The organism is Paenibacillus sp. RC334 (assembly GCF_030034735.1).
In the GTDB taxonomy this organism is placed as follows: domain Bacteria; phylum Bacillota; class Bacilli; order Paenibacillales; family Paenibacillaceae; genus Paenibacillus; species Paenibacillus terrae_A.
Genome location: NZ_CP125370.1, coordinates 5,176,175 through 5,199,695, shown reverse-complemented (window position 1 = coordinate 5,199,695; position 23,521 = coordinate 5,176,175). Strand labels below are relative to the sequence as shown.

The window sequence follows — 23,521 nt, the reverse complement described above, 5'->3', positions numbered from 1 at the left end:
TCTGACCGGACAGCACGCTACTATGTGTGTAATCGGAGTGCGGCTAGCTATACGCCTATCATGAGAGAATGGATTGGGCAGTTTAAGTATCGCGGAAATGAAAAGTACGGTCCTCCGCTCGGCGAAATGATGCATCGGGCTTATCAGGCTATGAGGCATGAGTTTACTGGTCGGGAATATTTTCGTTTCAATCAGTCTCTGCGGAACGTGAATTTGGTGACATGTGTTCCGGTAAGTGAGACACGACTGACAGAGCGAGGTTTCAATCAGGCTCAAATTTTGGCAGAGGAGCTTGCCAAGCGGAATAAGCTGCTCTTTTTACCTTTACTTGCTCGTCCGCAAGATACTGGCAAACAAAGCTTCAAAACAAAAAAAGAACGCACACACACGATGTATAATGCGTTCTCTGTTGTGCCAGGTATGACGGAGTTAATTAAGCATTTTGTTTTAAATGCTGAGTTTCAACGCAAAATGGAGTATCATAAATATGTTACTGTTTTGCTGGTGGACGATATTTATACAACTGGAAGTACTTTACAAGCGTGTGCGCGTGTTTTAGGGGAAAAGGCATCCGAAGAGGGTATACATATGACCATTTTTTGTCTGACTTTGGCAAGGTCATAAGCCTGAATTTCATGTCCCCTTTACGAGAGTTTTGGTTTGGAGCCAGGGAAAAAAGTTCATACCGTTCCGAGAAAAGCCCAAATGCTAGAGCAGAGAAGCCTTTTAAACCGCACAATAAGCAAGATTTGACAACGAGATAGAGAGAGGTATATAATAAAAATATAGACACACACAAAAAGTAAGGAAGTGAGGGATGAAAACAGAATATTTCAATTTAGAGGTTGATTTATTTGGAAAATAGGAGTACAATTTCTATCTGTTGATAGCTAACATGGTTTGGTAATAAATGATTAGCTAACGACAACAGAGCGGACATTGGGAGTGTCTCGCTCAGTAGTAAAGCAGTTAATTAAAATTTGACTTAAAAAAGAGGAGAGAAAAAAATCATGAAAAACGTAATGAAAAAAGTAGCAGTATCTAGCATGTTGGCAATCAGTTTAGGTGCAGTATCTCTGTTGAGTCCACTTGCTACAGGTCAAGTATCCGCAAAGTCTAACTCGGATTACAACAAGGATCAGGCAGAACTACAACTGATTATTGAACAACAAGAAGCAGCACAGAAAGCACTGGAAGCTAGACTCTTCGGAACTGAAAATGCTACGACTACAACACCGGCTCAACCAGCTGCCGAGAACAATAATCAAACAACAACACCAGCTACTACAACTGTAACACCGGCTACTGTAAATACAATCACAGTAAGTGTTCAAGATGGCGATACGCTGACTTCCATTGCTGAAAAATACGGTGTAACTGTTGAAGAACTGCTTAAAATCAACGACCTGATTAAAGCAGGCCAAGAACTGCAAGTTCCACAAACAAACACTAATAAATAATTCATTATAAATTCATAATAAAATGTTTTTATTAAACCAAGTGTTTGACTACAGTATACGGGAAGGCCTCTATTAAAACAATGCTTTTTTGAATAATTATTTGTGAAATAGCATGTTTTTTTGGACTGCAAATTTTCAATGGTGCGTCTACACCTATCTTCAGATAGATTTTAAGCTGGGATGATGTTAGTCGCATTGATATAATGAATACCCACACTCCATGTGCGGAGCATTCGTATGGGCGCCGTTCCCCCGGATTTGTAGCAGTTACTTGGTGGCATTCGGGGCACAGGTGAACATGAATTCTTCTGAGGATTGTTTCGCCCGGTTTTTCCCTCATCTTGATTCGTATATCTACATCCAATTATAATCATATACAGCTATTTTAATTATAGTGAAGCGCTATTCCCGAAATAACCGGAATGGCGCTTATTTTATTTTCATCTAAAAACCTGAGCGTTGTATGACGATAAATAGACACATGCATTAGATTGATCTGGGAGAAATCATTTGTCTCCTTAGGTTACATGCGATTTGCATATCATTATATAGATGTAAGTAAAGATTTGATATTAGGTTATGGCCCCGTTAGCTGGTGTAGGATTTAAATGCTTAGATTTCTCGTTGCACTTCCTAATACAGAGTACGTTAAGCATTTTGTACCTTTATTATGATATCGTACAAAATGTGCAATTGTGTAAAATCTATCACTCTTTTTTTAAAAATATTCGCTAGACGAGGCTCTTAGGTGTAAGGTAATGTAAGGATACACCAATACAAGACCGGAAACAGGAAAGGGGCGCTGCAGAGGATGAACTTGGATAACTGTCCTCGCTGTGGAAAGCTGTTTATTATGAATGTTAGGGGAATCTGCCCAAACTGTATTAAAGAAATTGAGCTTGAATACGAGCAATGCGTCAAATATATACGTGAAAATAAGGGCTGTCATATGCAGGAGCTTTCGGAGGCTACCGGGATATCCGTTAAGCAAGTTACGACCTTTATACGTGAGGGACGTATTTCCATTGCTAATGCGCCTAATATGACGTATCCTTGCGAGGTATGCGGGACACCGATACGGGAAGGGCATATGTGCGATTCTTGTCGAACACGCCTGACCAAAGACCTGCATCAGGCCGCCAGCGAAAGCAGCAAGCAGGATCAGAGTAATGGTATGGGTTCAGGTACCTACAGTGCGATTGATAAACTTCGCGGAAAGTAGTACAAGGGAATTAAAAACGAATTCAGCTATTCAAAAAGTTTCAAATACCGCCGATAATCTTTATAGAGCTTATCGGTTTTTTTATTTTTAGCAAACATGCACAAAATAAAGAAGTAAGACATAATACGAACCATGTTCGACGCTATGTCGTCTGATACATTCTGACCATTTCAAATAAATAAGGAAGGTGGAAGTTATGAAAATTAACGAGACCAACCGCATCGGAGCCATTAACCCATATCAACGAAATATTGAAGCAGGACGCCAGGAGGAACAAAAGAAATCCCGTCGCAAGGACGAGGTCTCGATTTCCCCGGAAGCGATGGAAATGCTGAACCGCAGCAGTGACGCAGACCGCGTTAAAAAGATTCAGGAGCTTAAGCAGCAAGTAGCTTCTGGAACCTACCGTGTGGATGCTGACAAAATTGCAGAGAAGCTGTTACCTTACTTCAAACAGTCTTCCGAAAGCTAGGTGAAGGGTATGCCTTTAGAGCGCCTGATTGATGTGTTGGAGGAACTCAGAGTGTCACATCAGCAATTAATTTCATTGGGAGAGCAGAAAAAAGATGCGCTGATCTCCAATCGGGTGGAACAACTTATCGCTGTCATGAATCAGGAATCGAAGCTTTCCAGATACATTGAGCAGTTGGATGAACAACGTATGCAGGCTGCATATGCATTTTTGCAGGAACGTGGTATTAAGTCCAGGTTGAACCTCAATATTACGGAATTGTCCCGTCTCGTTTTTGATCTAGAAGACAAGCAGCGGCTCCTTCATATTCAAAAAAATTTGGCGAATACTCTTCAGGAATTGAAGAAACTAAATGAGTTGAATCAACAGCTTATACAGCAGGCGATTTCCTATATCGATTTTTCCATTGAGAGTATGTCATATTATGCGGAATCGGAAGCGACTTACCAGCGCCCGGCCGATAAAAGTATATCAACTGTGACGGCGGGCCTATTTGATACACGCGCCTAATAGAAGGAGGAAAACATGGTCTCAACATTTCATGGTATAGAAACAGCCAAAAGAAGCTTAAACACACAAACGGCAGCATTAAATACAACCGGACACAATATTTCCAATGCCAACACAGCCGGTTATTCCAGACAAGTGGTCAGTATGAAAGCCTCTGAATCTATGGAGGCGTATGGTTTGAACCGTTCTGTTGTAAGAGGTCAGATGGGTACAGGGGTCGAATTTACCGCTATTGAGCGTGTTCGTCAGACATTTCTGGATGACCAGTACCGCAACGAAAGTTCTTCTCAAGGTGGCTGGGATATCCGCTATGATACGTTGAATAAGCTGGAAACGATTATGAACGAGCCCTCGGATACGGGGATCCGCAAAGTCATGGATAACTTTTGGGATGCATGGTCCGATCTGAGCCAAGATCCTCAGGATGTTACGAATCGCAAAATTGTAAAAGAGACTACGCTTGCTCTGACAGATGCTATGAATCAGGCCAGCAAACAGTTGGATGCACTCAGTTCTGATTTGACTAGTAACGTTACATTAAAAACAACTGAGATGAACTCATTATTGCAGTCTGTAGCGGATCTGAACGGTAATATTTATAAACTGGAGCAAATTGGAGATAACCCGAATGATTTGCGGGATCAGCGGGATTATGCGATTGACCAGTTGTCCAAACTTGCGAATGTGCAGGTAACTCAGTTGGATAACGGCTATCAGGTAACGGTGGCCGGACAAGTAGCTGTTGCGGGTACAGAGGTAACCGCTATTACGGCGGCTGGTCTTGAGGCTGCATATCAGGGGGGGACATTAACCGGCGGAGAAGTGTACGGTATGATTCTATCCCGGGATAAATATGTAGCGGATTACAAGAGTCAGATGGACCAGTTGGCTAATACCCTGGCAAATGGCAACATTGAAATTACTTTACCCGCAGGTACAGTTCTACCCGAGGGAACGGTACTGAATTCGGGTGCCAATAACACAGCAGTCACTTACTCGAATGCGAATAACAATAGAACCTTGACGGCCGATTTAAAAGTAACCGTACAAGGGATTAATGGCCTTCACCAGCTAGGATACACGCTTAGTGGCACGACACCGCAAAAAGGTGGGGCGTTCTTTACCTCCAAAGATGGGGCTGCCATTACAGCAGGTAATATTACGCTGAATAAGGATATTCAAGATGATCCCAACAAAATTTCCAGCTCTTTGCGGGTAGATGGAACGGGTACGGCGAATGAGAAGGTAACCGTAGGTAACAATGCTTTGGCATTGACAATGGCGAACCTGAAAAATGTGAAGTTTGGCTTTAATACCACTCAAGCCCAGACAACCACTGTAGATGACTTCTTCAGTTCAATCGTAGGACAATTGGGCGTCCAAACCAAGGAAGCAGAGCGCCAATCACAAAATGCACAGCTGTTGACCGAGCAAGTGGACATGAACCGTCAGTCGGTCAGTGGGGTGTCATTGGATGAAGAAATGTCCAATATGATCAAATTTCAGCATGCTTATAGTGCAGCCTCACGGTTCATGACTACATTTGACCAACTGTTGGACAAGCTGATTAATGGTACAGGCCGCGTAGGTCTCTAGTATAATGAGAAGGTGGAGTAAGTTATGCCAATTCGAGTAACCTCAGGGATGACCAATATGCAACTGCTCAGTAACCTGAATCGGAATAACAATAATATGGGCAAAATGGAGAACCAGATTTCTACAGGTCGTAAGTTGAATAAGCCTTCAGACGACCCTGTAGGAGTAACCTATGCACTACGTTACAGAGCTGAGCTAGCTTCTAATGAACAATACAAAACCAATTCAGACGCAGCAGTTAGCTGGTTGGATTTTACTGATACGACTATGCAACAGGCCGGTGATGTAATGAAGCGGCTTAAAGAGCTGACAGTTCAGGCTTCAAGTGAAACACTTCCTCAATCCGCCCTGGATTCGATTAAACTGGAAGTTGACCAACTAAAAGAGCAAATGATGAATATTGGTAACAGTCAGCTTCGTGGGAAGTATGTTTTCAATGGGCAAAATTATGATCAGGCACCGTATCAGCTATCAGCTACGGTCACGAGTTATGATCAGATTAATCCGGATCAAGGTGCAGTTAGTTATGCGATCGGGGATCAAGATGCATTTCGGGTAAACACGTCAGGCAGCGATTTTTTCGGGAAATCGACAGATGCAGATAATGTTTTTAAGGTCATGGATGCATTATCCACCGCATTAACCAGTGGGAATAGTACAGCAATATCAAGTCAACTTTCAAGCATTGAATCCCGTTTTACCAAAATGCAAACAAGTTTGTCTGAAGTAGGTGCACGCACGAACCGGGTTGAATTGGTACAAGCCCGTTTAGATGATCGTAATTTGAATTTGACGACACTTCAAGCCAAAACAGAGGATGCAGACGTTGCCAGTCTGATGATTCAAGCTACATCTGCCCAAACTATCTATGAGGCTGCCTTGAAATCATCTGCCAAGATCATGCAGCCATCTCTGATGGACTTTATGAGTTGATTTTTATCTTTGACATTGTTACTTGAAGCTATGGACGAGTGGTCCGTAGCTTTTTTGTTACTATTTATAGGAGGAGTTACTAATGACCCCAAAACAGAAAATAGAAGAAGAAAACCAAGATACCAACACCGTTCTTTATGTGTTTCCAAAAGGAATACCGGGCTTTGAACAACTTCGGGAATTTCAACTACAGGAGCATAATGAATTATTTAGTCTTTTCAGTGCAGTAGAGCAACCTGCTACTATTTTTATTACTGTAAATCCCTTTGATTTTTTTGAAGATTATGAATTTGAGCTATCTGATGATGCTCTTGAGGATATTGGAATTACCAGTCAAGAACAGATAGCAGTACGATGTATCTGCACATGGAACAGCGATCAATCCAAAACAACGGTGAATTTGCTTGCACCTTTAATTTTTAACGTTGAACAGCATACAGGAAAGCAAATCGTTTTGCAGAATACAGACTATACAATTAAGCATCCATTATGGAATGGAATAGAGCCCGATAAAGGCGGTGAGTCCTGATGCTCGTATTGACGCGTAAAAAGGGTGAATCCATTGTGATTCAGAATGATATCGTCATTACTGTTCTTTCCGTTGAAGGGGATAATGTGAAAATTGGTATTTCTGCTCCTAAGGATATCGATATTTACCGAAAAGAAGTCTTTGATGCTATTCAGCAAAACAATCAATGTGCAGTTATGGATTCCAATGCCATTCAAAGTGCAATGTTGGAGATGGAAGAGAGAAAGTCCTGATTCGCTAATCTTAGAGGTGCACATACATTGAGGAAGGCCGACACAAGTAAAGTGTCGGTCTTTGTTTGACTAGATTTTATGCTTAATTATCTGGAACAATAATTTTGATATAACCATGTTCTCCACCGTTTATCGTAATATCGAAAATCTCCACTTGGGTGAGTTTGAAAGTTTCGAAAACTACTAAGAAAATATTTCAAAAAAAAGCTGGAATGCTATAAACAATTCTCATCATAGGGTCGATATATATTTTAGAGCGGTAATTCTTCAGGGCGGCCGACCTGTGAAGACGCTTATACCACAAGGACGTGGGAATTAAACCATTTCAGGGAGGAAATATAAAATGATTATCAATCACAACTTACCAGCAGTAAATACACACCGTAACATGCAATTGAACAACACAGCAGCAAGTAAAAACATGGAAAAATTGTCTTCAGGTCTGCGTATCAACCGTGCAGCTGACGATGCTGCTGGTCTCTCCATTTCCGAAAAAATGCGCGGTCAAATCCGTGGTCTGGAACAAGCACAACGTAACGTTCAAGACGGTATCTCTTTCGCACAAACAGCTGAGGGTGCAATGAACGAAGTATCCTCCATGTTGACTCGTATGAAAGAACTGGGCGTTCAACAACTTAATGATACTTACAGCGCTGGCGATAAATCCAACATCAAAGCAGAACTTGGTCAATTGGGCGGTCAAATTGATGCAATCCTGTCCAACACTAAATTCAACGGTATTGCGATTTCTGGTGGAACCGTTAAAATCCAAGCTGATGATAACGTGTTCGTTCTCAGTATTAAAGGTATCAGTTCCACTGGTTTCCGTGGCCTCAAATCTGATGTAAAACTTTCTGCTACAACAGCTGCAATTGAAGCTGTTGCTAAGCAACGTGCGAACCTCGGTGCTATGCAAAACCGTATGGAATACACTTCCAACAACTTGGGCACAACTGTAGAAAACCTGACAGCTTCCGAATCCCGTATTCGTGATACTGACATGGCAAAAGAAATGGTTACTCTGTCCAAAAACAACATCTTGCTGCAAGCTTCCCAATCTATGCTTTCACAAGCAAACTCCGCGCCACAAGGCGTATTGTCGTTGCTGCGTTAATTTTAAACGACATAAGTTTACAAAAAAAAGATCCTGTGTATCGCAGGATCTTTTTTTTGTTTTTTATTTTATTTTTTTCATAAATATTTGCACTCATTTACCGATATATAATGTATTGGCATTTCAAATACAGAACGGTTTTATTGTGTCTAATATTATTAATGGAGGTTATTCTATGGACTCGATGATCCCCCTAGCACTGGGAGTTTGTTGCCGATTCAGCCATCAGCAGGAATACAACGTGAAGCCCCTTCAGATGCCGAAACCAATTATGCTACTGTACAAGATGCTGTCCAGACAGCCAATAGAAGTGGTACCGCGCAGAAACAGCAGACACATGAGGAAGCAGTTTTGGAGCTACAGAAAGCAATTGATGCTATTCAAGGCCCACAGAAGACGTTTGAAATATCGGTACATGAAAAGACACATGCAATCATGATAAAAGTGATGAACAAGGAAACGGGAGATTTGATTCGTGAGGTACCTCCTGAGAAAATTCTGGATATAGCGGCTATGATGATGGAAATTTCTGGAATAATTATCGATAAAAAAGTATAGGGGGACATATAATTATGGTAACCAGAATAAGTGGCCTTGCCTCTGGGATGGATATTGATGCAATGGTCAAAAAGTTGATGACTGCTGAACGTGTACCGCTAGATAAGCTGAATCAACAAAAACAACTGATGGAATGGAAACGGGAAAACTATCGTGAGTCCAGTACTAAAGTTGTTTCATTTCTACAAGATAAACTAGGTACATTAAGTCGTACTGCTTCAATGAATCCGCAGAAAGTAACAGTAACGGGAAATAGTGACGCGTTGACTGCATCGGCTTCATCGTCTGCCAGTGGGGTATTGGATATCTCGGTAATAAATCTCGCTACTGCCGCAAGATCTGTCTCAGACAGCTCATGGTCTGAAAAGGCAAGCACTGAGCTTGCCTTTTCAGATGGGGCAGCTCGTACGGTTCAGGTTGGTGGGGCCACCATTGATGTGGATGCCAACGAAACGATTGAATCGTTTGTCAAAAAAATTAATGAGAACAGTAAGACAGGAGTAACTGCTCTATATGATGCCAAATCCGGTTTGTCATTAACAAGTAAAACCACCGGTTCCCAAGCATTCAATATTGATTCTCAAATTAGTAGTGAGTTTAAACTATCTTCAACGAACGGAACCGATGCTTTGCTAAAGGTAAATGGACTTGAAGTCAAAAAATCTTCTAATAATTTTACCATTAATGGTATTGATATTACGCTTAAGACAGCAGGTGGTGCTGCGACAAGAATAGAAGCTACCAAAGATACGGATAAGATCGTCGAAAATATTCAAAGCTTTGTTGATGCTTATAATGATGTTCTTGCTACACTCAACAGCAAGGTTAGTGAGGAGAGATATAAAAAATACGCTCCGCTTACGACGGAACAAAAAGCCGGTATGAGCGATGATGAAGTCAAGCTCTGGACAACCAAGGCCAAGAGTGGGATGCTTAGAAACGATCCTATCCTGCAGGATACATTATCTGAAATGCGTAATGCCATGATTCAAGGTGTAGATATCGGCAGAGTTGATGCAAATGGTAAGAATAAGCCTTTAATGATGTCTGAGCTTGGGATCACTACGGGGACGTATGATACGAAAGGCAAGCTAATTTTGGATGCAGACAAATTGCGTGCAGCGGTTGAAAAAGACCCGGATATTATCACGAATTTTTTTGGGAAACAGGATCCAAGTACCGCGCTAACCAATAAATACACACAGCAAGATGGTGTTATTGCTAAACTTAAAAAGATTTCGAATACTTCACTGCAAAGAATGGCCGATACAGCCGGTACTTCAAAAGTTAGTAAGGATCTAACGGCTTCATTTCTTTCTACGAGCACAATGGGAGAGCAATTAACGAGTCTGGACCGTCGAATTAGTGACATGACCAGCCGTCTAACGATGATTGAAACTAACTATTACAAAAAATTCACCGCCATGGAAACGGCAATAAGCAAGTATAATAATACATCTTCGAGTCTTACAGGCATGTCGTCATAAAGGAGGTTTTACAATTGATCAATACACCCTATCAGAAATACCGGCAGACTCAAGCACAAACTGCATCCAAGCCTAAACTGCTGATTATGCTGTACGATGGGGCTATTCGTTTCGTTCGTGCGGGGATTGAGGGGATAGAGAATAGGGATAACGAGAAAGCAAATAATAATTTGTGTAAAGCACAAGCTATTGTACACGAGTTGATATCTGCGTTGAATTTTGAGTATCCAATATCCCATGACTTATTGCGGGTGTATGAATATATGCTGCATGAGCTGATCGAGGCGAATGTTCACAAAATAGCCGCTCCGGCACAAGAGGTGCTGGAACATTTGACTGACCTACGGGAAGCTTGGTTGGAAGCCATGAAAATGCCTGGTGTAGTTGGTAGTGTGTAATGGCAGATCCTAATATGCAAGTACTCCTTGAAGAACTGCAACATAGGACAGAAGCAGTGTTATCTAACCTTATGAATTTAAGTGAGGAAGAGTTTGAACAGTTTGCAGATCAAAGGCAGCGCATTGTAGAACAGATGCAGTCCTTTCAGCCGTCGATAACGGAAAATAATAAGCAGAAAATTCGTGATATACTAAGTCACGATTCGGTAATTTTACAGCGTATGCATGCACTTAAGGATGAAGCGGGTCACTGGATGGAGAAACGTGGAGCCATTCGTGTGCAGCAGCATGCATACCAGCAGGCTTATTCTGTAGACAGTTTGTTTATTGATCATCGCAAATAAAAATGCTTTATGGAGCGTACCCCATTCGATTTAAGAATGGGGGTATTTTCTGTGAAAAGCTTCATTCCATTAAGAGTAAATCCGATATACTAGTTAACAAATATTAATGCGAAACGGTGGTATTACCTTGTCTCAACTACAAATAAACCATACAATTCTAGAGCAGAGGTTTCCTCATGTTGCAACCCAAATAAATAGTTTGCCGAATGATGACTTATCTATACCTTTGTTTACGGAGCCCTTTGAAAGGGATATCGCTTGGCTTAATGCTGTTCAGGGAGCAATTGGAAACGGAAAGATCCTTTTTGTATATGGATTTGAAAGGGGACTCAGCATTGTTGATCTCCTCGAATTGTACCCGAATCACTGGCTGTTTGTATACGAGCCGGATGAGCGGCTTTTTCGGAAGGCTGTGACGGAGTATGACCTCAGTCTTTTGCTGGGGCATCCCAATTTGTACTGGCTATCTGTTGGTGATTCTCAGCTCAATATGATGTTTCATATGCTGAATAGTTACATGATGGAAGATTTAGTGTTTATTGCGCTGCGTAAGTATCTATCAGATGATATGAGTATGCTACGTGAAGTAAAGGGAAAATTTCAGGAGTACCGCCAGAGCTTTATGATAGATAAACATACAGAGCATCGTTTTCGAGAAGAATGGACTCGAAATTTTCTATATCATCTATCTGATGTACTATACACTCCTTCCATTGAGCGGCTTTTTCACGCTTTTGAGGGTGTGACGGTGATTGTTGTATCATCAGGCCCATCTTTACAGGAAGATATCGAATGGCTGAAAAAATTACGTCCTCACGCACTGATTATTTCAGCAGGCTCCAGCATTCAGGCATTAATAAAGCATGGAATACAGCCTCACCTTGCTGTAATAATGGATGGCCATTCAGTCAATAAGAAAATCTTTGCTTCCTCTGAAACGAGAGAGCAGCCTTTATTGTTTACTTCCTCTTCTTATTATGAAATCTCTGACCAGAACTGTGCAGAGAAAATCCATAGTATTATGAAAAGTGATGCTATATCTCAGTATTTCTTTGGACTCAGTAAAGAGGAACTCTTTATATCCCCTACAGAGACGGTCGCAGGAACAGTTATTCAAGTAGCAGCATGTCTAGGGGCTAAACGGATCATACTTGCAGGTCAGGATTTGTCGTTCCCTGATAACAAATTCTACGCAGATGGAATTGAACATTTTGCAGCCGAAACTACAGATAAGAAAGTGCAGGAAGCACCTAAAAAAGTGCTAAATGTAAAGGGGACATACAATACTACAGACGAAAGTTTCTCCCAGATGAAGGATGGACTCGAAAATCTGATTAAGGCACTTCCAAGGATTGAATTTATCAATTCAACTCGAAATGGTGCAGTGATTGAGGGAGCCCCATACGAACCGATGGAAGAGATGTATAAATTGTTAGCATCAGAATCTGTTGATCATGATGCAATTGCCGATTTGATAAACAAAATAAATATTGCTGCTGATATGAATAAGGTGCAGGATGTCAGAGATAAGCTGATAGCGACACTCGGAGATCTTTCCAATGTACGTTCTGAGATTGCAGCAATTCATAAGCTGATGAAAAAAATACGCGAATTTAGCCGGACTAAACCAGCAAAGGCCCAAAGTATGGTGGAGTCTATAGAGCAGATGTGGGGATTGATTGCCAACAGGGATTGGTTCTCACCTATATTTGAGTCCATTATGCCTATCGAAATTGCGCGTTTTGATCAGGTGCTCCCTGTGATTGTGACAGAACATCAGTTGACTCGTAAGTCTGATCTAATCTATGAGCATCTGGGTAAGCTGCTAGAGGATATCACAGCACAAATCCCAATACTTGAAGAAATGTTTTCAGAATCGATTCGCCGTTTAGATAAAAAAACAGATAGCGATCCATTGGTCCATAAAGATATATAAATTAATCGTTTTACACTCCGGAGGTCATTATGTTTACCAACAAGATTGTACTGGTTACGGGCGGCACAGGCTCGATTGGAAGCGAAATTGTACGTAATATTTTATCCTATAATCCTAAAGCTCTGCGAATTTTTAGCCGGGATGAGAGTAAGCAGTTTGATCTGCAGCAGGAATTAAAAGAATATACGAATGTCCGTTATCTGATCGGTGATATCAGGGACAAGCAGAGGCTCAGCTATGCCATGGAGGATGTAGATTACATTTTTCATGCCGCTGCTCTTAAACATGTGCCTGCATGCGAGTACAACCCCATGGAGGCAGTGAAAACGAATGTCATAGGTGTACAAAATTTAATAGAGGCAGCTATTGAGCATAATGTAGAAAAAGTGGTAGCCATCAGCACAGATAAAGTGGTAAATCCAACAAATACAATGGGTGCTACAAAGTTACTATCAGAACGTTTGATTTCAGCGGCCCAACTTGTACAAAGGTAGCAAACGTACCGTCTTCTCATGTGTCCGCTTTGGGAATGTTATGGGCTCAAGGGGGTCTGTTATTCCGTTATTCCGGGATCAGATTGCTAAGGGAATCCCGGTGACTGTCACACATGCAGAGATGACCCGATTTATGATGTCTATTCCTCAAGCAGCTCAACTGGTAATAGATGCAGCGCATCACTCACAAGGCGGAGAAGTATTTGTACTTAAAATGCCGATTCTTAAAATCACAGACTTGGCCCAATGTTTGATTGATTCGTTTGAACAGGCAACTGGCAATATCTATTCGGGTGAAGTCATCGAGTCTGGAATACGGCCGGGAGAAAAGCTGTATGAAGAACTAATGTCGCTTGAGGAATCTGAAAGAGCACTGGAGAATGGACAAATGTATATTATCCCTTCGTCATTTCATACAGCAGAGCAGGAATATGAAGGTTTTCAAAAGGCGATTCCTCAAGAGTATTCTTCGAAGACTGCACCGCAGATCTTCCAGACAGCCATTCGGGAACTGATTGAAAAAAATGGATTGGGTTTTACAATTGGTGCTGTATGATGGGCAATCATAAATGCCTGGCGATTATTCCTGCGCGCGGTGGATCAAAAGGTTTACCTGGTAAAAACATTAGATTGTTACATGATAAACCGCTCATTCAATATAGTATTGAGGCAGCGTTGAACAGTAGCTGTGTGGACGAAGTTGTAGTTACAACGGATAGTGCAGAAATTGCTCGTGTGTCAGGCCAAGCTGGCGCAGCAGTTCCATTTATAAGGCCCGCTGAGCTGGCTACCGATGAGGCCAAAAGCATTGATGTATTAAAGCATGCTGTTGAATTTTATGAACAGACACTGGATCAATTTTTTGATGTTATTATGCTGCTGCAGCCCACATCTCCATTGCGAAATGCTATGGATATTGAAGAGGCGTATACAATATTTTCAAGTAATCAGGCTGATTCACTACAAAGTGTCGCTTTATCAGAAGTTCAACCCTACCTGCTAAGAGAAATGGATAACGGACGGCTTACGTCCTACCTGAAAGGTGAAAGGGAGCATTTGAGGAGACAGGATCTCAAGGAATTGTATGTTCTAAACGGAGCCATCTATATCGTAAAAAGAGATTTGTTGATGAACAGTGGCACTCTGATAGGACCTAATAATTGTGGCTACATTATGCCCAAAGAGCGATCTGTTGACATAGATGACGAGTTTGATTTAAAAATGGCAGAGTTTCTTTGGAGAGAATCCAATCACAAGTGATCCTCGCAATAGGAGGGAGTAGTGTAACATGCAAAGTTTTTTATCGAATAACGACAGCCACTCCATCTACATTATTGCAGAGGTGGGCGTAAATCATAACGGATCATTGGATCTCGCATTTGAGTGTATTGATCAGGCGATTTTGTGCGGTGCCGATGCGGTGAAGTTCCAGACCTTTAAAAGCGAAAAACTGGTAACCAAGTACGCCCAAAAGGCTAATTACCAGACAGAAAATACGAACTCCACCGAGAGCCAACTGGACATGTTAAAACAGCTGGAATTAAGCTTTGATGATTTTGTTCTGTTGAAAAAGTATTGTGAGGTTAAAGGAATAGACTTTCTTTCTACACCCTTTGATGAAGAAAGTGCCGATTTTCTGAATTCAATTGATATCGATGCATTCAAGGTTGGATCGGGAGATATGAACAATATTCCCTTTCTTCAGAAGCTCGATCGCTATGAGCGTCCAATTATTTTATCTACCGGAATGTCTAATCTGGATGAAATTGGAGAATCGTTACAAGCATTCAAAAAAAGTGACGTATTATTGCTACACTGTACTTCCGACTATCCGGCACCTTTGGAAGATGTTAACTTGTTGGCTCTGAATACCATTTCTAAAGCTTTTGGGAAGGTCACAGGATATTCGGATCATACTGCTGGGATTGAGATTGCTGTAGCGGCTTCAGCATTGGGAGCGAGAATTATTGAAAAGCATTTTACGTTGGATCGATCACTTCCAGGTCCTGACCATAAGGCTTCACTGGAGCCTGTTGATTTCTCCAGAATGGTTGTTGCGATTCGTAATGTAGAGCAGGCTCTGGGGGATGGGGTTAAAAGGTGTATGCCCTCTGAGGAAAGCACCAGAGCTGTTGCAAGAAAAAGTGTTGTGATGGCAGCACCTAAAAAGGCAGGCCAGACGATAACTCAAGAAGACCTAGTCATCAAACGCCCTGGAACGGGAATAGCGCCTAAATATTATGCTGATTTAGTTGGCAAGCAGCTTTTAAAGGATGTACATGAAGACTATTTGTTGTCATGGGATGATGTGCAATGAAGAAAGTATTGGTGATTACCGGAACACGGGCTGATTATGGGATATATTACCCGGTTTTGCGGGCTATTGAGGATGAAAATGCTCTGGAGCTCCATCTGTTGGTGACAGGAATGCATTTATCTCCACAGTACGGATATACATTGGACGCTATTCAAAAGGACGGATTTCGTGTATCCGCTAAGGTAGACTGTCTGCTGCAAGGGTCAACTCATGCCAACATGTCTCGCTCTATCGGAATAGCAATCATGGGCATGACGCAATCCATCGAGGCTTTGGAGCCAGACTTCGTCGTTGTTCTGGGAGATCGGGGAGAAATGCTTGCAGCCGCGATTGTGTCTTCTCACATGAACATTCCGCTTGTTCACTTACATGGTGGCGAAGTGTCCGGCACGATTGATGAGTCTGTTCGGCATGCGATCAGTAAGTTGGCTCACATTCACTTCGTGGCTACAAATGGAAGTAGAGAGCGCCTAATCAGGCTTGGTGAAGAACCGCGGAGAATTCATGTAGTCGGTGCCCCGAGAATTGAAACGATGATGAAGACATCCTTGCCTGAGCTAGAGGAGACAAAACGTAAATACGATCTGGATTTAGATAACGATTATGTGTTATTTGCTTACCATCCTGTCACAACGGAAGAGGCCGATATGAGCATGCTTGGTAAGATGCTAGAAGTTCTTTTGACTGGAGAGAATGAGGTTATTTGTGTGATGCCTAATTCGGATGCTGGAGCCGATGCGATCGTGGACGTGTATAATCGCTTTGCTACAAGAGAGGGGATATACTTTGTAGCCAGTTTTGAGCAGCTTGATTATCTGACGATGTTGAAGAATGCAAAAATATTAATTGGAAATTCTTCATCGGGGATTATTGAGGCTGCTTCTTTTCATGTTCCAGTCATTAATATCGGAACTCGGCAGACAGGCAGAGAGCGTTCTGCGAACACCATAGATATTGCTCAGAATGAAAAGGAACTCTCCATTGCACTGGAATATGCGCTATCCGCTTTGTTTCAACAAACGGTTGCCAATTCAAGTAATGTGTACAGTAAGAAGGGTACAAGTGCACGTATCGTTGATGTATTAAAAAGTACGGTTAAAACAGATGAGCTTATCCAAAAAACGATTACCTATTAGGGAGATGATGGCATTTGAGCTACATCGTTTTCGGAGCAGGCGGGCATGGCAAGGTAGTTGTAGATATTTTGCGTTCCTGTCAAGAAACAATCGTTGGTGTGATGGATGACGGCTGTCCGATAGAAGAATGGAATGGCATACTGAATCTTGGCGGTATGGGGCAATTACACCAGGTCACATTAAAGTACCCGGAAGCTTTGTACATTGTAGCAATCGGGAACAATTCCATTCGTATGAATATTGTGGAGCGTTTAAAACAGATGCAGGTTCAATTTGGTACTGCTATCCATTCAAGTGCTGTCATTGGCTCCAATGTCTCCATAGGTGAAGGAACGGTAGTGATGCCTAACGCAGTTATTAATGCAGATACCCATATCGGAGAGCATGTCATCATTAACACGGCAGCTACCATAGACCATGATTGCTGTGTCGAACACTTTGCACATATCTCACCAGGGGTGCATGTGGCTGGAGGGGTTACTATCGGTTGTCGGAGTCATGTAGGTATAAGTGCGAGCCTTATTCCGGGCGTGAGTATAGGGAATGACACAATAATAGGAGCGGCTTCATGCGTAATCCGTAATCTGCCGGATCATGTTGTTGCCGTAGGGTGTCCAGCGAGAGTTATCAAAAACTTATAGGATAAGGGATGAAGTGAAATGTCCAGTGACAAAAGAATTTATTTATCATCACCGCATATGGACGGGGCGGAGCAGCAGTATATTGCCGAGGCTTTTGAGACGAACTGGATTGCGCCTTTGGGTAAGAATGTTGACCTCTTCGAATCGGAAGTGGCAAATTACGTAGGTAGCAAAGGAGCGGTAGCCCTGAGTTCCGGTACAGCAGCTATTCACTTAGCCTTAATTTTGCTGAATGTTCAACAAGATGATATCGTTTTTTGTTCGTCACTCACCTTTGTTGCTAGTGCTAACCCTATACTATATCAAGGGGCTATTCCCGTCTTTATTGATTCTGAGCCCGACAGCTGGAATATGTCCCCAGAGGCATTAGAGAGAGCGCTTAAAACATATGCAGATAAAGGGCAGAAGCCTAAGGCTGTCATTGTGGTTAATCTATATGGGCAAAGTGCTGATTATGATCGGTTGAAGAAGTTATGCGATGAATATGAAGTCCCTATCATAGAGGATGCCGCAGAGTCACTAGGAGCTACATATGGTAAGCAAATGAGTGGGGTAATAGGTAAATTCGGTATATTTTCCTTTAATGGAAATAAAATAATCACAACGTCAGGTGGAGGAATGCTGGTTTCTGAAGATGTGATTCTGTTAGAGAAGGCAAGATTTTACGCCACACAAGCCAGAGACCGTGCCAAGCATTATCAGCATAGTCAGATCGGATATAACTACCGTCTGAGTAACGTCTTAGCAGGAATTGGGCGCGGTCAACTACAGGTTTTGGACAAAAGGATTTCTCAAAAGAGGGGAATATTTAAAAACTATTATGACGCTTTATCTGCCATAGATGGTATAGAGTTTATGCCAGAAGCATCATTTGGAAAGTCGACTCGATGGTTAACTACTATGTTAATTGATTCAAAAAAAATTAGAAAGACCGTTACCGATATCATTGATGGTCTGGAAGAGTTTAATATTGAATCACGTCCGGTATGGAAACCGCTGCATATACAGCCTCTGTTTGCGGAGGCAGATTACTTTAAACATGATGTAGAAAAAGATGTGAGTAAGGAATTGTTTTTGAATGGAATTTGTTTACCATCGGATACCAATATGACTTTCGAAGATCAAAAGTTTGTCATTGAACAGTTAACAAAAATAATTAGTAGCAGGGTTTAGAGGTATTCTTAATAACTAATATTTAGAGCAACACGAATGGGAGAGAAGAACATGAAAATTGTACTATTCAGGAGAAACGGTGTTATTGCTCCTTATATCACCGACGATTATGCTGTTGCATTTGAACAATTGGGACATGAAATACTGTATGTTAGATTAGAAGAGGGATTCGGGCTTTCAGAAATTCAAAATATAAGGGATTTTAATCCAGATATGGCTGTTGCTTATGGGGGTGTTGGAATCTTTCAAGATGGAAAACAATTCCTGTTGCGCCAAATGGGCATTCCACTCGTTTCTTTACATTATGACAATCCTCTTTTTTCAATAGATGAAGGATTGGAAGCAGAATTTCAAGAGCATGCTTCGTATTATTATCATTTTGTGTGGGATAAATATTGTTTGCAGTTGCTTATTGAACGAAATATTAAGAATGTACATCCAATAATGCTTGCTACAAATCCTCTGAAGTTTTATCCGAATCCCGAAATTAGAGCTAAAGAAGGCGAAATGGCGTTCGTTGGTAACATAGCCAAAGTTGATAATAACGTTGTAGAAGAACATCTTGAACAAAAGTTCATTAATTTCATCATTAATGAAAAAGTGAAGAATATAAATATCCCCACTTATGATTTATGTAGGGAAGCATTTTTATTAAAGGATTTTGAACCTATTCGATATCTCTATGAAAAACATCCATATGCATTTTGGAGAAATATTTATGCGCCGATTCATATCCGTGGAAGTGCTATTTTACGTCAGCATGTTTTGAATAGTATTAGTGGGATTGATATTCATGTATATGGATCAAAGGAATTATCGAGTACCCATCTTATTCATCATCCGTCAGTAGCTAATAGTGAACTTAGTTCGTTATATCAAAGCTATGCGATAAATCTTAATATTTCTTCTCTCCAGCTTGAGACTTCAGTCAATAACAGAGTTTTCGACGTTTTTGCTTCTAAATCCTTTGTTCTCAGTGACTATAAAGATGACATGAAGCTGTTATTCCCTGATGTATGGAACGAAATCTCTTTTGGGAGTCTTGAAGAGCTTGTCACTAAGGGGGATTATTTCTTAACTCATCCTAAAGAAAGAATAGAGCTTGTGGAAGAATTATATGAGCATGTTATTACGAAACATACCTATAAGGAACGGGCTATGGAAGTGATCGAGATCGTAACTGCTTCAAAATTAAATTATGCGAGAGAAAAAGAACTAAACTCCTACAAAGCAGATAAAAGTAAGGAAGTATCGAAACAATGTCCTGTTTGTAGTGGAACTAGTTTCTCACCGTTGTATTCTATTGAAGGACATGATGGTTTTGAAACCAATCTACACCGCTGTGCTGAATGCTGTACAGTGTTTATGAATCCTCAACCGACAGAGGGCTATTTAGACTGGTTTTATAACAATGTCTATTATTCTAACGAGCATCGGACAAAAATGGGTTGGTCTACAGATTTGGAACAAATTACTCCAGGCCTATTAGCTGTATTAGAAGCTAGAATGGATTTGGTTGAGACATATGTAGATCAGACTAAGTATCCTAGAGGTAAGCTACTTGATTTGGGATGCTCAACAGGTAATTTTGTACTAGAGGCTCAACTTCGCTACTGGGATGTAAAAGGAGTGGAGATATCAGAAAAAGCAGCTCAATTAGGTAGACAAAAACATGGACTAAATATTACAACGGGTTCATTGGATGAGCATTTATTTGATAATGAATCGTTTGATGTTGTAACAGCTTTTGATGTATTGGAGCATATCCCTAATCCGCATCATTTCATGGAGAATATAAGACGGGTGCTAAAAGCCGGAGGATTATTTATTGTAAATACACCTAATGTCAGTTCGACAGCCAGCTATCATTCTGGAAGCGGTTGGCGACATCTAGACCCACCATTACATGTTATTCTATATGATCATATTTCCTTGAGAATACTTATGAGAATGCATAATTTCAAAATTCTTAAAATATCTGGTGGCTCGGAGTATTTAGGCCAGATGCAAATCGTAGCTATGAAAGAAGATTAAATTTTATCTATTCAGCTTGTCTAGGCACCCCGCTATTAAAAAGAGACCACTTAAAATTAAATTTTGTGAGAGAAAGTAAATAAACGTATAAAAAGACGATTCCCTAAATAAAATAGAGGCGTATGAAAAAAGGTACAATCTTCTCAAGTTTTAGCGAGAAGATTGTACCTTCTCTCTATATAATTAAGGTATTAAACCAAGTAGGTGAATGAGATGACTCAAAAACACAATCTATGACTTTAAGTCCTTATTTGGAACTTTATAACTTGGTAGTACCGAAAGACAATATGTTACAACAAATCAACGAACTGGTTGGCTTCTCTGTTGTTTATGAAGACTTGAAAGACTTGAATTTACTTGACATGCTAGTGGGCAAAACCGTTGAAATTGCATTGGAAAAGGGCATTATTAAAAGCAAAGTCATCATTGTCGATGCCACTCATACAAAAGCTCGTTACAACCAGAAATCTCCCCGGAAAATCTTGCTGGATCGTTCCCGCAAGTTGAGAAAAGCGGTCTATAAGGCAGATGAATCACTCAAGGCCAAGTTCCCGGTCAAGAATGTAATGTACTTGAGGAAGAGATCGACTACTGTCAAAAACTCATTGCCGTGCTTGAAGCTGAAGGCGGTATTTGCGAATTGCCGAAAATTAAAGAACCTTTGAATTTCTTGAAAGAAACGGTCGCCGATGACCTGCAACAATTACGTATCTCAGAAGACCAAGATGCAAAAGTTGGGCCACAAGAGCGCGGATTCCTCGTTTTTTGGCTATAAGACCCATCTTGCCATGACCGAGGAACGAATCATAACGGCAGCCGTTGTCACAACGGGTGAAAAGAATGACAGCAAGCAACTGCAATTGCTGATTGAAAAAAGTAAAGCAACGGGTATGGAAATCAAATCGATCATCGGAGATACAGCTTACTCTGAAAAAGACAACATCGTTTACGCTAAAAGCAATGAAATTGAACTGATCGGCAAACTCAATCCGCTCATTACACAAGGGGCACGTAAGAAAGAAAATGAATTTCAATTCAATAAAGATGCAGGCATGTACGTGTGTAAGGCCGGCCATATGGCGATTCAGAGAGCACGGACAGGAGAAAAGGGCGTTAACAATAACCAAAAGAATACCTATAACTTCGATGTAGAAGTATGTAAGAGGTGTTCTTTTAAAGGAGGATGCTACAATGAAGGAGCAAAAAGCAAGTCCTACTCAGTGAGTATTAAATCTGGCGAACACACGGAACAAATGTCGTTCCAGGAAAGCGAGTACTTCAAAGCGAAGTCAAGAGAACGCTACAAAATTGAAGCGAAGAATAGTGAACTCAAACACAGACAAGGGTATGATGTAGCGTCATCTTCGGTTCTAACTGGCATGCAGTTACAAGGTGCAATGGCGATCTTTACTGTAAACTTGAAGAGAATATTGAAGCTGATGAAGTAAGAAATAAGGCATAAAGACCTGAATTTATAACAAAAAGACGGCCTTCATTCCCTATTACTACGAAATTGAGATCGTCTTTTGTTTCATGCTCTTAACTACTCCGTCAACTTTTTCAAATTGTCCATAAATACGGTCACAGTTCAGTAGCCGGATAGAGTCTTTTTTTGTTATTTAGTTGAATACTCGCTTACTTCAAACGTGAGTATTTTATTGAATATTACGTAGTCTTTACGGTTGCTGAATGGACCTTTGTTATTATTGTGCTTATCAATGGCAAAGAATGAAGCACCTCTACCAGCATCTTTAGCGTCATACCAAGCGATGAAGGCATTAAGTTCTTTTTTGCTTAAATCGAATTCTTTATCAAATCCATTATCCATTGTTACAGTCAGAATTGCACGGTCACCAGTAGGCTGGGAGGTACCATCTGTATCCGACGGATCAGGCTTAGTAGACGGATCCGGTGTTGTAGATGGATCAGGCTTAGTAGACGGATCTGGTGTTGTAGATGGATCAGGCTTAGTAGACGGATCTGGTGTTGTAGATGGATCCGGTGTAACTACTCCAATGGAAGTTGCTGATGCTTCTTTTGAATTTGGACTTTCACCCCCATCAGAAATGGCTGAAACGACATAATAATAGGGTAATCCGTTTGTAACTGAAGTATCTATGAAAGAGGTATCTTTTATTGATACGCTAATATTCGTGTACGGTCCACCTAAGGTTGTCGATCTTTTAACTGTATAAGTTTTAGCATCCGTAACTGCGTCCCAATTCAAGGTTACTTTTGAATCGCCACCAACAGCAACTAAGTTCTGAGGTGCACTAGGTAATATACTTCCTGTAAAAACATCTAATTCATTAATGGTTCCAGTTCCATCCATAACTAGGTATCTAACACCAGAAGCATGACCTACAAATGGGTTGCCGTTCATGGGATATGCTGAAGTTTCAAACCCGCCAATGTATGTTTTATTGTCATTGTATAATTTCCATCTAAATGTTCCAGTAGCATCCAGACGATAGGAGTTAATAGTGTGAGTTTCTCCTAAATCTATAACTAGAGTCTGTGATTTCAAGGATACCGATGTTTTATTATTATCATCAGTTGCTAATAAGGTTGTTTCACCTCCGCTGAATGTGCCATATGTTATAGTTCCTGGTTTCCCATTGGCAAGACCACCTGGATAGGCGTTTACTGAAGATAATGGAATCAATAATAAAATCAGTAGCAAGATTGGTGTAATTAATCCGAATTTTTTTCTCATTTAATGTAGAACCCCTTTGACATATTTATTTTGCTTCATGAGAATATAAAAATAACAAAGGGATGTCTAAACATTAATGTCTATATATTCAAATATAAGTTTAATTGTGGATTTAATTTTTTTAGAGTGACGGATTGTAATATGAAGTGCGACACACTCACTGGAAATAAGTAAATAAAGGGCCAATGGCCGGATTCGTGTAGAATGCAGTCACCACA

At 40.9% G+C, this 23,521-nt stretch carries 24 protein-coding genes and 1 pseudogene; 24 read left to right on the top strand and 1 reads right to left on the bottom strand.

What is annotated here, in order from left to right:
* Positions 1 to 279 precede the first annotated feature (279 nt).
* The 24 genes and pseudogenes from QMK20_RS23880 to QMK20_RS27465 all read left to right on the top strand — a co-directional run bounded on the left by QMK20_RS23880 (position 280) and on the right by QMK20_RS27465 (position 22,035).
* The gene (locus QMK20_RS23880) at positions 280 to 624 is read left to right on the top strand and encodes a ComF family protein (protein ID WP_283653555.1); all 345 of its coding nucleotides are present in this window, start codon (positions 280 to 282) and stop codon (positions 622 to 624) included.
* A gap of 386 nt (positions 625 to 1,010) precedes the next feature.
* The gene (locus tag QMK20_RS23875; RefSeq protein WP_283653554.1) at positions 1,011 to 1,460 is read left to right on the top strand and encodes a LysM peptidoglycan-binding domain-containing protein; all 450 of its coding nucleotides are present in this window, start codon (positions 1,011 to 1,013) and stop codon (positions 1,458 to 1,460) included.
* A gap of 811 nt (positions 1,461 to 2,271) precedes the next feature.
* Positions 2,272 to 2,682, top strand: a complete 411-nt coding sequence (locus QMK20_RS23870) for a TIGR03826 family flagellar region protein (RefSeq protein ID WP_283653553.1) — start codon at positions 2,272 to 2,274, stop codon at positions 2,680 to 2,682.
* A gap of 196 nt (positions 2,683 to 2,878) precedes the next feature.
* The gene (flgM, locus tag QMK20_RS23865; protein ID WP_014278436.1) at positions 2,879 to 3,154 is read left to right on the top strand and encodes a flagellar biosynthesis anti-sigma factor FlgM; all 276 of its coding nucleotides are present in this window, start codon (positions 2,879 to 2,881) and stop codon (positions 3,152 to 3,154) included.
* A 9-nt stretch (positions 3,155 to 3,163) separates the two neighbouring features.
* Positions 3,164 to 3,664, top strand: a complete 501-nt coding sequence (locus QMK20_RS23860; RefSeq protein WP_283653552.1) for a flagellar protein FlgN — start codon at positions 3,164 to 3,166, stop codon at positions 3,662 to 3,664.
* Between the two features lie 15 nt (positions 3,665 to 3,679).
* On the top strand, positions 3,680 to 5,260 hold the full coding sequence (gene flgK, locus QMK20_RS23855) for a flagellar hook-associated protein FlgK (RefSeq protein ID WP_283653551.1): 1,581 nt from the start codon (positions 3,680 to 3,682) through the stop codon (positions 5,258 to 5,260).
* A gap of 24 nt (positions 5,261 to 5,284) precedes the next feature.
* Positions 5,285 to 6,193 (top strand): flagellar hook-associated protein FlgL, encoded by a 909-nt coding sequence (flgL, locus tag QMK20_RS23850; protein ID WP_283653550.1) that lies wholly within the window; start codon positions 5,285 to 5,287, stop codon positions 6,191 to 6,193.
* An 82-nt stretch (positions 6,194 to 6,275) separates the two neighbouring features.
* Positions 6,276 to 6,722, top strand: a complete 447-nt coding sequence (locus QMK20_RS23845) for a flagellar assembly protein FliW (protein ID WP_283653549.1) — start codon at positions 6,276 to 6,278, stop codon at positions 6,720 to 6,722.
* Positions 6,722 to 6,955 carry a carbon storage regulator CsrA gene (gene csrA / locus QMK20_RS23840; protein ID WP_283653548.1) on the top strand — a complete coding sequence of 78 codons (234 nt, stop codon included), beginning with the start codon at positions 6,722 to 6,724 and terminating at the stop codon, positions 6,953 to 6,955. Before QMK20_RS23845 ends, csrA begins: the two co-directional genes overlap by 1 nt.
* 343 nt (positions 6,956 to 7,298) lie before the next feature.
* Positions 7,299 to 8,069, top strand: coding sequence for a flagellin N-terminal helical domain-containing protein (locus QMK20_RS23835; protein WP_283653547.1), 771 nt, complete (start codon positions 7,299 to 7,301; stop codon positions 8,067 to 8,069).
* Positions 8,070 to 8,276: 207 nt separating this feature from the next.
* The gene (locus tag QMK20_RS23830) at positions 8,277 to 8,627 is read left to right on the top strand and encodes a flagellar protein FlaG (RefSeq protein WP_283653546.1); all 351 of its coding nucleotides are present in this window, start codon (positions 8,277 to 8,279) and stop codon (positions 8,625 to 8,627) included.
* Positions 8,628 to 8,641: 14 nt separating this feature from the next.
* Positions 8,642 to 10,114 (top strand): flagellar filament capping protein FliD, encoded by a 1,473-nt coding sequence (fliD, locus tag QMK20_RS23825; RefSeq protein WP_283653545.1) that lies wholly within the window; start codon positions 8,642 to 8,644, stop codon positions 10,112 to 10,114.
* 14 nt (positions 10,115 to 10,128) lie between these two features.
* Entirely contained in the window at positions 10,129 to 10,512 is a 384-nt protein-coding gene (fliS, locus tag QMK20_RS23820; RefSeq protein ID WP_053326240.1) for a flagellar export chaperone FliS, read from the top strand.
* Positions 10,513 to 10,568: 56 nt separating this feature from the next.
* Positions 10,569 to 10,856: a hypothetical protein gene (locus tag QMK20_RS23815; RefSeq protein ID WP_283653544.1), complete on the top strand. Its 288-nt coding sequence runs from the start codon at positions 10,569 to 10,571 to the stop codon at positions 10,854 to 10,856.
* 127 nt (positions 10,857 to 10,983) lie between these two features.
* On the top strand, positions 10,984 to 12,792 hold the full coding sequence (locus QMK20_RS23810; protein WP_283653543.1) for a motility associated factor glycosyltransferase family protein: 1,809 nt from the start codon (positions 10,984 to 10,986) through the stop codon (positions 12,790 to 12,792).
* A gap of 29 nt (positions 12,793 to 12,821) precedes the next feature.
* A pseudogene (locus QMK20_RS27805) lies at positions 12,822 to 13,842 on the top strand (UDP-N-acetylglucosamine 4,6-dehydratase family protein).
* Entirely contained in the window at positions 13,842 to 14,546 is a 705-nt protein-coding gene (locus QMK20_RS23795; RefSeq protein WP_283653540.1) for an acylneuraminate cytidylyltransferase family protein, read from the top strand. The pseudogene QMK20_RS27805 and the gene QMK20_RS23795 overlap by 1 nt, the downstream one beginning before the upstream one ends.
* 28 nt (positions 14,547 to 14,574) lie before the next feature.
* On the top strand, positions 14,575 to 15,603 hold the full coding sequence (gene neuB / locus QMK20_RS23790; RefSeq protein ID WP_283653539.1) for an N-acetylneuraminate synthase: 1,029 nt from the start codon (positions 14,575 to 14,577) through the stop codon (positions 15,601 to 15,603).
* Positions 15,600 to 16,739 (top strand): UDP-N-acetylglucosamine 2-epimerase, encoded by a 1,140-nt coding sequence (gene neuC, locus QMK20_RS23785; RefSeq protein WP_283653538.1) that lies wholly within the window; start codon positions 15,600 to 15,602, stop codon positions 16,737 to 16,739. The genes neuB and neuC overlap by 4 nt, the downstream gene beginning before the upstream one ends.
* A gap of 14 nt (positions 16,740 to 16,753) precedes the next feature.
* Complete coding sequence (locus QMK20_RS23780; RefSeq protein ID WP_283653537.1) at positions 16,754 to 17,380, top strand: acetyltransferase; 627 nt, start codon at positions 16,754 to 16,756, stop codon at positions 17,378 to 17,380.
* An 18-nt stretch (positions 17,381 to 17,398) separates the two neighbouring features.
* A complete protein-coding gene (locus tag QMK20_RS23775; protein ID WP_283653536.1) occupies positions 17,399 to 18,553 on the top strand; it encodes a DegT/DnrJ/EryC1/StrS family aminotransferase in 1,155 nt (384 codons plus the stop codon).
* A gap of 51 nt (positions 18,554 to 18,604) precedes the next feature.
* Positions 18,605 to 20,587 (top strand): glycosyltransferase family protein, encoded by a 1,983-nt coding sequence (locus QMK20_RS23770; RefSeq protein WP_283653535.1) that lies wholly within the window; start codon positions 18,605 to 18,607, stop codon positions 20,585 to 20,587.
* Positions 20,588 to 20,853: 266 nt separating this feature from the next.
* Complete coding sequence (locus QMK20_RS27470; protein WP_349361876.1) at positions 20,854 to 21,252, top strand: hypothetical protein; 399 nt, start codon at positions 20,854 to 20,856, stop codon at positions 21,250 to 21,252.
* 24 nt (positions 21,253 to 21,276) lie between these two features.
* Complete coding sequence (locus tag QMK20_RS27465) at positions 21,277 to 22,035, top strand: transposase (protein ID WP_349361875.1); 759 nt, start codon at positions 21,277 to 21,279, stop codon at positions 22,033 to 22,035.
* Positions 22,036 to 22,202: 167 nt separating this feature from the next.
* On the opposite strand, the gene QMK20_RS23760 is transcribed toward QMK20_RS27465, so the two are convergent.
* Positions 22,203 to 23,303, bottom strand: coding sequence for a fibronectin type III domain-containing protein (locus QMK20_RS23760; protein WP_283653534.1), 1,101 nt, complete (start codon positions 23,301 to 23,303; stop codon positions 22,203 to 22,205).
* Positions 23,304 to 23,521: the final 218 nt, after the last annotated feature.

Excerpts from the sequence above, each read along its gene's own strand:
- QMK20_RS23870 (WP_283653553.1), top strand. The coding sequence starts at position 2,272 with ATGAACTTGGATAACTGTCCTCGCTGTGGAAAGCTGTTTATTATGAAT.
- QMK20_RS27465 (WP_349361875.1), top strand. The coding sequence starts at position 21,277 with ATGACCTGCAACAATTACGTATCTCAGAAGACCAAGATGCAAAAGTTG.
- QMK20_RS23775 (WP_283653536.1), top strand. The coding sequence starts at position 17,399 with ATGTCCAGTGACAAAAGAATTTATTTATCATCACCGCATATGGACGGG.
- fliD (WP_283653545.1), top strand. The coding sequence starts at position 8,642 with ATGGTAACCAGAATAAGTGGCCTTGCCTCTGGGATGGATATTGATGCA.
- QMK20_RS23835 (WP_283653547.1), top strand. The coding sequence starts at position 7,299 with ATGATTATCAATCACAACTTACCAGCAGTAAATACACACCGTAACATG.
- neuB (WP_283653539.1), top strand. The coding sequence starts at position 14,575 with ATGCAAAGTTTTTTATCGAATAACGACAGCCACTCCATCTACATTATT.
- flgK (WP_283653551.1), top strand. The coding sequence starts at position 3,680 with ATGGTCTCAACATTTCATGGTATAGAAACAGCCAAAAGAAGCTTAAAC.
- csrA (WP_283653548.1), top strand. The coding sequence starts at position 6,722 with ATGCTCGTATTGACGCGTAAAAAGGGTGAATCCATTGTGATTCAGAAT.
- flgL (WP_283653550.1), top strand. The coding sequence starts at position 5,285 with ATGCCAATTCGAGTAACCTCAGGGATGACCAATATGCAACTGCTCAGT.
- QMK20_RS23760 (WP_283653534.1), bottom strand. The coding sequence starts at position 23,303 with ATGAGAAAAAAATTCGGATTAATTACACCAATCTTGCTACTGATTTTA.
- QMK20_RS23860 (WP_283653552.1), top strand. The coding sequence starts at position 3,164 with ATGCCTTTAGAGCGCCTGATTGATGTGTTGGAGGAACTCAGAGTGTCA.
- neuC (WP_283653538.1), top strand. The coding sequence starts at position 15,600 with ATGAAGAAAGTATTGGTGATTACCGGAACACGGGCTGATTATGGGATA.
- QMK20_RS23845 (WP_283653549.1), top strand. The coding sequence starts at position 6,276 with ATGACCCCAAAACAGAAAATAGAAGAAGAAAACCAAGATACCAACACC.
- QMK20_RS23770 (WP_283653535.1), top strand. The coding sequence starts at position 18,605 with ATGAAAATTGTACTATTCAGGAGAAACGGTGTTATTGCTCCTTATATC.
- flgM (WP_014278436.1), top strand. The coding sequence starts at position 2,879 with ATGAAAATTAACGAGACCAACCGCATCGGAGCCATTAACCCATATCAA.
- QMK20_RS23875 (WP_283653554.1), top strand. The coding sequence starts at position 1,011 with ATGAAAAACGTAATGAAAAAAGTAGCAGTATCTAGCATGTTGGCAATC.
- QMK20_RS23795 (WP_283653540.1), top strand. The coding sequence starts at position 13,842 with ATGGGCAATCATAAATGCCTGGCGATTATTCCTGCGCGCGGTGGATCA.